6 protein-coding genes are annotated in these 6,843 nt (G+C 65.2%); all 6 read left to right on the forward strand.

What is annotated here, in order from left to right; all coding sequences use genetic code 11:
• Nucleotides 1-81: 81 nt before the first annotated feature.
• Complete coding sequence (locus ACT6S0_RS25480) at nucleotides 82-798, forward strand: SIR2 family NAD-dependent protein deacylase (protein WP_444766535.1); 717 nt, start codon at nucleotides 82-84, stop codon at nucleotides 796-798.
• Between the two features lie 371 nt (nucleotides 799-1,169).
• Entirely contained in the window at nucleotides 1,170-1,652 is a 483-nt protein-coding gene (locus tag ACT6S0_RS25485; RefSeq protein WP_444766539.1) for an Hcp family type VI secretion system effector, read from the forward strand.
• Nucleotides 1,653-1,816: 164 nt separating this feature from the next.
• The gene (locus ACT6S0_RS25490) at nucleotides 1,817-4,024 is read left to right on the forward strand and encodes a type VI secretion system Vgr family protein (RefSeq protein ID WP_444766536.1); all 2,208 of its coding nucleotides are present in this window, start codon (nucleotides 1,817-1,819) and stop codon (nucleotides 4,022-4,024) included.
• A gap of 10 nt (nucleotides 4,025-4,034) precedes the next feature.
• Entirely contained in the window at nucleotides 4,035-5,378 is a 1,344-nt protein-coding gene (locus ACT6S0_RS25495) for a DUF2169 family type VI secretion system accessory protein (RefSeq protein ID WP_444766537.1), read from the forward strand.
• Nucleotides 5,375-5,731, forward strand: coding sequence for a DUF4150 domain-containing protein (locus ACT6S0_RS25500; RefSeq protein WP_093200218.1), 357 nt, complete (start codon nucleotides 5,375-5,377; stop codon nucleotides 5,729-5,731). Before ACT6S0_RS25495 ends, ACT6S0_RS25500 begins: the two co-directional genes overlap by 4 nt.
• Nucleotides 5,732-5,734: 3 nt before the next feature.
• On the forward strand, nucleotides 5,735-6,843 hold a 1,109-nt coding region (locus tag ACT6S0_RS25505; RefSeq protein ID WP_444766538.1), incomplete at its 3' end, for a hypothetical protein.

A 6,843-nucleotide genomic window follows, 5' to 3' on the forward strand; every position in this document is an offset into this window, starting at 1 on the left:
ACTGTTAATGCGCAGGTCACACGTTCGATCCGTGTCCGGGGAGCCAATAATTCATCGACAAAGCCAGAGGAGTGCCGAAGCATGAAGCCCCAGGTCCAACCGAACAAGATCGTCGTGCTCTCGGGCTCCGGCGTGAGCGCCGAAAGCGGCCTGCCCACGTTCCGCGATGCCAAGGGCTTGTGGAACAGCTACTCGTGGCAGGAGCTTGCAAGCCCTGAAGGTTGGCATCGGCACCCGGAGGCGGTTCTGGCGTTCTACAACGAGCGCAGGCAGAAGGCGTGGCAGGCGCAGCCGAATGCCGCGCACCTTGCCATCGCGTCGCTCGAGTCGGCATACGAGGTCGTGATCGTCACGCAGAACGTCGATGCGCTGCATGAGCGTGCGGGTTCGCGCAACGTGGTGCATTTGCACGGGCAGCTCGCATATGCACGGGGCACATCGGAGCCCGAGCCGAAGCGCTATCGCGTCGATGGCGATCCGATCGCCATGGGCCAGTTGTGCGAAGACGGCACCCAGCTGCGCCCCGACATCGTGTGGTTCGGCGAAGCCGTGCAGCACTTCGACGAGGCCGAGGAGCATGTGGCCACCGCAGCGCGAGTGCTGGTCGTGGGCACGTCGCTCACGGTCTATCCGGCGGCATCCCTTGTGCAATACGCGGATCGCACCGCGCAGAAGGTGCTGGTCGCGCTCGACATGGAAGAGGTGCCGCGCGGCTTCACCTTCCTGCAGGGCAAGGCGGCGGAGATCGTGCCTGCGCTGGCAGCGAAGTGGTTGAGCGAAGTGCGCGTGGCCGAGTAGCTGCCCTCGGCTCTGCAAATCAGGAAAGGCCCGCCATCGTTTCGATGGCGGGCCTTTTTGCGTTCGATGAGGAATCAGGCCGATGAACTGTTTGGTTTTCGGATTCGAAGCATTGGCTAATTTTGATTAACTCTTTTGCTGTCGTCTTTGAAGCGCTCGAAAAATGATTTGTGAGAAATGGCGCGATCAGGAAAGGAATTCATCCGAATTCAATCCATTTGTCACAGTCCGATCCGAACATCCCACTCACTTGGCTCCGGTGACGGCACGACATGAGTGTTGCCACAACCGGATTTCAATCGTGCCGCCGCAGTGGCGGTAAATGTTCACGGCGCCCGGAGGGGGCGCCACAACCCAGGGAGCGATCAATCATGGCAGTAGACATGTTCATGCGCGTCGAAGGCGCGAACGGCGAATCGAAGGACTCGAACCACAAGGAGTGGACGGACATCAAGTCGTTTTCGTGGGGAGCAACGCAGCCTGGAAACATGGTCAGCGGCGGTGGCGGTGGTGTTGTCAAGGCCAGCTTCAACGACCTGCAGGTGCTCGCGCGCATCGACAAGGCTGCGCCGTCGGTGCTGAAGAGTTGCGCGAGCGGAAAGCACCTGAGCAAGGTGGAAGTGTCGGCGTGCAAGGCCGGCGGTTCGCAGATCGAATACACGCGCGTCACGCTCGAAGAAGTACTCGTCACCTCGGTGCAGTACACGGCCGAACAGGGTTCTGACGCTGTGTTCGTGCAGTACTCGTTCCAGGCCGCGAAGGTGAAGCAGCAGTACTGGGAGCAGACCGACAAGGGCGGCAAGGGCGCCGAGACGGTACTGGCCTGGAACATCAAGGAAAACAAGGAAGCCTGATCCTTCCTTGTGCGTGAAACGGAAGCGGGCCGCTTCCGTTTCACCGGGCCGCGAGGATCGGCCCGATGCCGTGATTTTCGTGCGTTGATCCGAATTCCGGGGAGAGTGTCATGCCAACAGGCGCAGCGCGGGCAATCCGCGTTCTGACCGCTTCTTGTGCCGCCATGCCCACGCTTGGCGGGCAACCCGCACTGGAGCCCATCGCCATCGACGGCGACGAGGGCCTGAGCAAGCTGTTCCGCTACACCATCACGTTCAGCACGCCCGAGCAGGCGGGCTACAACGAGCGGCAGGCCGCCAACGTCAACATCAAGCAACTCGTGGGCGAAACACTCACGGTGCACATCGTGCTGGACGGGCGCCCCGGCGCAGGCGAAGACAAGCGCCACATCTCCGGGCTGGTGACTCGGGTGCGCTTCCTGCGCCTGGAAAACCGACGCGCACTGTACGAGGGCGTGATCGAGCCCTGGCTCACGCTGGCCACGCGTACGAGCGACTACCGCATCTTCCAGAACAAGACCGTGCTCGACATCCTCGGCGAGGTCCTGTCCGACTACGAGTTCGCCCATGAAGTGAAGGCCACCCGCAGCTACCCGGCGCGCGAATTCCAGGTGCAGTACGGCGAGAGCGACTTCGACTTCGTCGCGCGCCTCATGCACGAATGGGGGCTCTACTACTTCTTCGAGCACGCCGAGGGCAGCCACAAGCTGGTGATCGTGGACGACATGTCGGCGCACCAGCCGTACGCCAGCGCGGGCTACCAGAAGATTCCGTTCCATGGCGCCGACGACACCGTGCGCGAAGAACACTGCGACCGCTTCAACGCCTGCGAGACGCTGCAAAGCGGCCGCTGGGTCACCGACGACTTCGATTTCAAGCGGCCCAAGGCGCGGCTGCAGCAGGTGAGCGCCATGCCGCGCAAGACGGCGCAAGGCAGCCAGGAGCGCTACGGCTGGCCCGGCGACTACGTGGTCGAGTCCGAGGGTGAGCAGCTGGTGCGCACCCGCATGGAAGAAACCGGCAGCCAGGGCGAACGCGCCAGCGGGTCGGGCAACCTGCGCGCCGTGGTGCCGGGCTGCCTGATGACGCTGGAGCGGCATCCGCAGAATGACTCCAACCGCGAGTACCTCGTGACCGACGCGCATCTGCGGCTGCAGGACATCGGCGATGCCAGCGCGCAGCAGGAGTTCGAGTGCCGGGTCGATTTCGAGGTGCTTCCCAGCAGCAAGGTGTTTCGCGCACAGGAACCGGAGGCGCCAAGGCCGCGCACCACGGGCCCGCAGACCGCTATCGTCACGGGCCCGGCCGGCCGCGAGATCTGGACCGACGAATACGGCCGCGTGAAGCTCAGCTTTCACTGGAACCGCTACTGCACCAAGGACGAGAACAGCTCATGCTGGGTGCGCGTGTCTTCCCCCTGGGCAGGCACGAACTTCGGTGGCATCCAGATCCCGCGCATCGGGCAGGAGGTGATCGTCGATTTCGAGAACGGCGACCCCGACCGGCCCATCGTGACGGGCCGCGGCTACAACGCCGACAACATGCCGCCGTGGGCGCTGCCGGCCAATGCGACGCAAAGCGGCCTGCTCACGCGCAGTACCGAAGGCGCGACCGACGCCAACGCCAACGCGCTGCGCTTCGAGGACAAGAAGGGCGCGGAACAGGTATGGCTCCATGCCGAGCGCAACCAGGACATCGAGGTCGAGAAGGACGAAACCCACTGGGTCGGCCACGACCGCACGAAGACCATCGACAACGACGAGACCGTGCACGTGAAGCACGACCGCACCGAGACCGTGGACCATGACGAAACCATCACGGTGCACAACGACCGCACCGAGACGGTCGATGGCAACGAGACCATCACCATCCACAAGAACCGCACGGAAACGGTGGACCTCGACGAGACCATCACGGTGCACAAGAACCGTACCGAGACCGTCGACCTCAACGAGACCATCGGCATCGGCATGAACCGCACCGAGAAGGTCGGCCTGAACGAGACGATCAACATCGGCGAGCACCGGACCGTGACCATCGGCGGCGCGAAGATGGAGACCATCGCGCTGGCCAAGGCCGAGACCATCGGGCTTGCGAAGGCGCTGACCATCGGCCTCGGCTACCAGATCACGGTGGGCGCGGCCATGAACACCACCGTCGCGCTGATGCAGACCGAGCAGGTGGGGCAGTCCAAGCGCGTGGACGTGGGCAAGTCGCTGACCCTGCATGCCGGCGATCGCATCGAGCTGGTGTGCGGCAAGAGCTCGCTGGTCATGACGTCCGATGGCGCGGTCACCATCAACGGGTCGACCTTCGATTTTTCCGCGAGCGGGCCGGTGCAGATCAGCGGCAAGGACATCGACCTCAACTGAGTGCCTCGCAGTGGAGTTTCGCAACCTCACGCCCTTCGACGCGCTGTGCTTTCGCGCGGCCACGCCGGGCGACCGCGAGTACAGGGTCGTCGCCATGAAGGTCGGCTACCGGCTCGTGCGCGGCAGGCAAGGCCGCTGGCAGGCCGAGGTCAACGACGACGACCCGGTGCCGCTGGCACTGGCCGACGCCTACTGGGGCGAGGAGGGCGCATCGAGCCCGCGCGAGGAGAGCGACCTGGCGCCCTACAAGCCGCGCTGCGACGTGATCGTGAATGCCACCGCTCATGCCCCGGAGGGGATTCCCGCGCCCGAATGGGAAGTGCGCGTGAAAGTGACGGCCGGCCAGCAGTGGGCGCAACCACCGGAGCCGCCCAAGCCGCTGCACCCCGGAGCCCGGCTGACGCCGCAGCAGCACGCCGCATGGGAAGACGAGAAGCGCCGGGCCGAGGCCCTGGCCGCGCCACGCACGGTGCTCGACAAGCGGCTGCTCGTCAGCGGTCCTTCTCTGCTCTATCTGCGCAATGGCCGTGAATGGGCGCGCATTGTTTCGCAGCCCGTCGAGAGCGTGCCCATGCGCTGGGAGCATGCCTTCGGCGGGCGCAGCCTCTTGCGCCGGCCCGACGCTCCCGACGATGAGCCGCCGTTGCTGAACGAGGTCTGCTTCTCCAACCCGCTGGGCCAGGGCTGGGTCGACCGGCGTGCCGGTGATCTGGCGCGCCAGGCCGGGCTGCCCGCCGTCGAGCGGATGCCCGCGCCCCAGATCGAAGCAGCGCACGAGCGCATGCAACAGCCGGTGCTGGCGAAGCACGCCGGGGTGAATCTGGATGCGCGGGCCATGGCCGAAGTCGCGAAAGGCTATGGCCGCGAACCGGCCGGGCTAGGCGTCGTGGGCCGGGCCTGGGCTCCCAGGCTGGCGCTCGCGGGCACCTACGACGACACATGGCTCGCGCAGCGCCACCCCTGGCCACCGAACGACTTCGACTTCGGCTACTGGAACGCGGCGCCCGCTGACCAGCAGATTCCGTATCTGCCGCCCGACGCGCGCATCGAGCTGTGGAACCTGACCGACCCCGCGTCGACGCCGGACGGCCACCTGTCGGTCACCCTGCCTGGCCACCGCGCGCTGGTGCTGCTGCGGCTCGACAACGGCGCATTGCTGCCGCTACCCATGGTCACCGACACCGTGCTCGTGGATGCCGAAGCCCTAACGCTGTCGCTCGTGCATCGCGTGTGGATTCCGTCGGACGCGCCCGTGCGCGTGCTCGAGGCGCGCTTCGAGACCGACCCGCATGCGCCGCTGGTTCGTTCCGCGCCACAGCCCGGCCAGACGGCGAACCTGGAGCCCACGCCATGAGCGCCAACGTCGCCGCGCGCAAGCAGGGAGGCTGGAAGGTCGTGAGCCTCGCCCCCGACGTCTGCAAGACGCCCATGGGCAGCTCGATTCCGCCCGTGCCTTACCCCGTGACGGCGCAGCTGAACAGCACGACGTCGGTGGCACTCAGTGTGCGCGCCAACGGGCATCCGGTGGTGGTGTACGACATGAGCATCGTGCCCACCACCATCGGCGACGCGGCGGGCGCAGCCAAGGGCGTGAAGAGCGGGACTGTGCAGGGCAAGTGCTATCCCAAGGATCACAGTGGAACCGTGCGCGCCGAGGGCAAGCTCGTGGTGCGGCATGACGATCTGTTCTGGATGAACGGGAAGTAGGGCATGACGGAACTCACGACCTCCGCGACCTTTGTCCCGACGGGGGACGGCGGATCGATCGGCATTGCCTTCATTCCGGCCGATGTTCCGAAGCCGGTGGTGATCATGCGGTACCCCACGTACCCACCGCAGGGCGAGCCGACCTCGTTCATTCAGCTCAGCCAGGAAGAGTACGAAAAGCTCCAGCGAGACACACCCAACACCAAGCTTCCTGATTTCAAGCCCAGGAAGCCCGGCACCAACGCCAACGGCAACACGCTCGGCCCCGCCGTCGGCGACACCCCGTCCACGCAGGTGCCCGCCAAGCAGGCAAATCCCGAGGTCAAGCCCGAGACGCCGAAGGAAGAGAGCTGGTGGAGCAGCTGGGGCAGTTCGATCACCCACACCGTGCTGGACGTCGGCGGCGTCATTCCCGTGGTGGGCATCTTCGCCGACGGTGCCAACGCGGCGATCTATGCGGCCGAAGGCGACTACGTCAATGCCGCCATCTCCGGCGCATCAGCGGCCGCCAACCTGGTGCCGGGTGGCGGCATTGCAGCCAAGGCGGGCAAGGTCGCGATCAAGGGCGCACTGAAGGGCGGCGAGCGGGTCGGCATCAAGCAGGCCGAGAAGCTCCTTACCGAGCGGATCGCGAAAGAGAAGCTCGAGAAAGAAGCAGCGGAGGCCGCGGCAAAAAAGGCCGAGAAGGAAGCCGCAGCTGCAAAGGCCGAATCGGGTGGTGGGTCGAAGAAGAAAGACACCCAGGTCAAGAAGAAGGTCAAGCCGAAGCCGAAGTGCGGACAGAAGGGCCCCTACAAGGATCGGTTGAAACACGACAATGAAGGGATGAACTGGGATCACATCCCGTCGCAGAAGGCGCTGCTCGAGCGTGCCGCCGAGATCAAGGGAGCGCCGCTCACCAAGGCCGAGAAGACCGCCATCGTCGACAACGCCCCCACCATTGCGACACCGACCGAACTGCACCGGGACCACAGCGAATCGTTCGGCGGCCGGCAGCATCAGAAGATCGACGGCGTCAGGCGCCCGACGAGAGACGCGCAAGACCTGCAGAGAGCCGCCAAGGAGAACACCGAGAAGATCCTCCAGGAGATCGACAAGTACGACCCCGGCTG

It is taken from the genome of Roseateles sp., from assembly GCF_052436255.1.
Classification (GTDB): domain Bacteria; phylum Pseudomonadota; class Gammaproteobacteria; order Burkholderiales; family Burkholderiaceae_C; genus Pelomonas.

Bases quoted from the DNA above. Each gene is read 5' to 3' on its own strand.
- ACT6S0_RS25480 (WP_444766535.1), top strand. From the start codon at position 82: ATGAAGCCCCAGGTCCAACCGAACAAGATCGTCGTGCTCTCGGGCTCC.
- ACT6S0_RS25485 (WP_444766539.1), top strand. From the start codon at position 1,170: ATGGCAGTAGACATGTTCATGCGCGTCGAAGGCGCGAACGGCGAATCG.
- ACT6S0_RS25490 (WP_444766536.1), top strand. From the start codon at position 1,817: ATGCCCACGCTTGGCGGGCAACCCGCACTGGAGCCCATCGCCATCGAC.
- ACT6S0_RS25500 (WP_093200218.1), top strand. From the start codon at position 5,375: ATGAGCGCCAACGTCGCCGCGCGCAAGCAGGGAGGCTGGAAGGTCGTG.